Below are 1,400 nucleotides of genomic sequence, written 5' to 3'. Positions count from 1 at the left end.
GTGTCCGAAGTCACGACATAGTTGACACGGCGTGCCTGGACAAACCTTCCTGATGGTTGACAGGTCAGCCGCGACATGGTTGACACTTAGCCCGGGGAAACGACATGGGGTGAAGGTTGACACCTCAGCTGCGACATCGTTGACACCGACCAGCCACCGCGTGGCGCGCAGGCTGTTGGGGATCAGTCGAGACATCGTTGACAAATGAACAGCCCCAACCGCAACCTCGCAATCGTTAAAGCCGTACGAGACCAAGGCGAACCAGCTGCCAAAGTCGCGAAACGATTCGGGATCTCTCGCCAACGCGTCTACAAGATCCTGGCCGACTTCGATGCCGGCGGTCCGGAAGCCATCGCCCCGAAATCCCGCGCACCGCACACCCACCCCCAGGCGATACCCGAACACCTGCGCAAACACATCATCGACATGCGCAAAGAACTCACCAGAGCAGGATTCGACGCAGGTCCAGACACCATCGCCTTCCACCTTCAACGACAGGGGCTACGAGTACCATCAACTTCCACCATCCGCCGCATCATCACCAACGCAGGCCTGATTGACCCGCAACCTCAGAAGAAGCCACGCAGCTCCTACATCCGCTTTCAAGCCGAAATGCCCAATGAATGCTGGCAAGCTGACATCACCCATCTTTTCCTCGCAGACGGCACTCGTGTAGAAGTCCTCGACTTCCTCGATGACCACTCCCGCTACCTGCTGTCAATTACCGCCCAGCACGCGTTTACAGGCACTGCAGTGGCAGAACAGCTCCAACGCCTCATCAGCGCCTATGGGCCGCCCGCATCCACGCTCACCGACAATGGACTGGTTTTTACAGCACGACTTGCCGGTCGGAAAGGAGGGCGCAATGCCTTTGAGAAAACCCTCAACTACCACCGCATTCAACAGAAAAATGGCCGACCCGGGCACCCACAAACCCAAGGCAAGATCGAACGGTTCCACCAGACACTCAAACGCTGGATCAAAGCACGACCACCAGCAGAAACAATCTCCCAGCTGCAACAACAACTCAATGAATTCGCTGGGTACTACAACACACAACGGCCCCATCGAGCACTCGGGCGCCGCACACCCGAGCAGGCCTACACCACAGGCCCCAAAGCCCAACCCACGGACAACCCAGAAGACGAATGGCGCATCCGCAACGACATCGTCGGTGCCAACGGCAAGGTCACCATTCGCTACGCCGGAAGGCTCTACCACCTAGGCGTCGGACGCGCCTACGGCGGCAAACACATCCTGATGTTGTCACCGACAACCACATCACCACATCGTTAAAAGAGACCGGCGAAATCATCACCGAGCACTACATCGACACATCCCGCAATTACCAAAAACCATACTGGCGAAAAGGCCAACCCCCACTGACCTAAAAACAAAAA

Annotated in this window: 1 pseudogene; it reads left to right on the top strand. The window is 57.1% G+C overall.

The annotated features are described in order from the left end of the window. Positions 1-204: 204 nt before the first annotated feature. Positions 205-1,391, top strand: a pseudogene (locus M3G14_RS11590) (IS481 family transposase). Positions 1,392-1,400: the final 9 nt, after the last annotated feature.

The organism is Corynebacterium sp. p3-SID1056 (genome assembly GCF_025152525.1).
Taxonomy (GTDB): Bacteria; Actinomycetota; Actinomycetes; order Mycobacteriales; family Mycobacteriaceae; genus Corynebacterium.
This window is presented reverse-complemented; position numbering and strand designations above follow the sequence as displayed.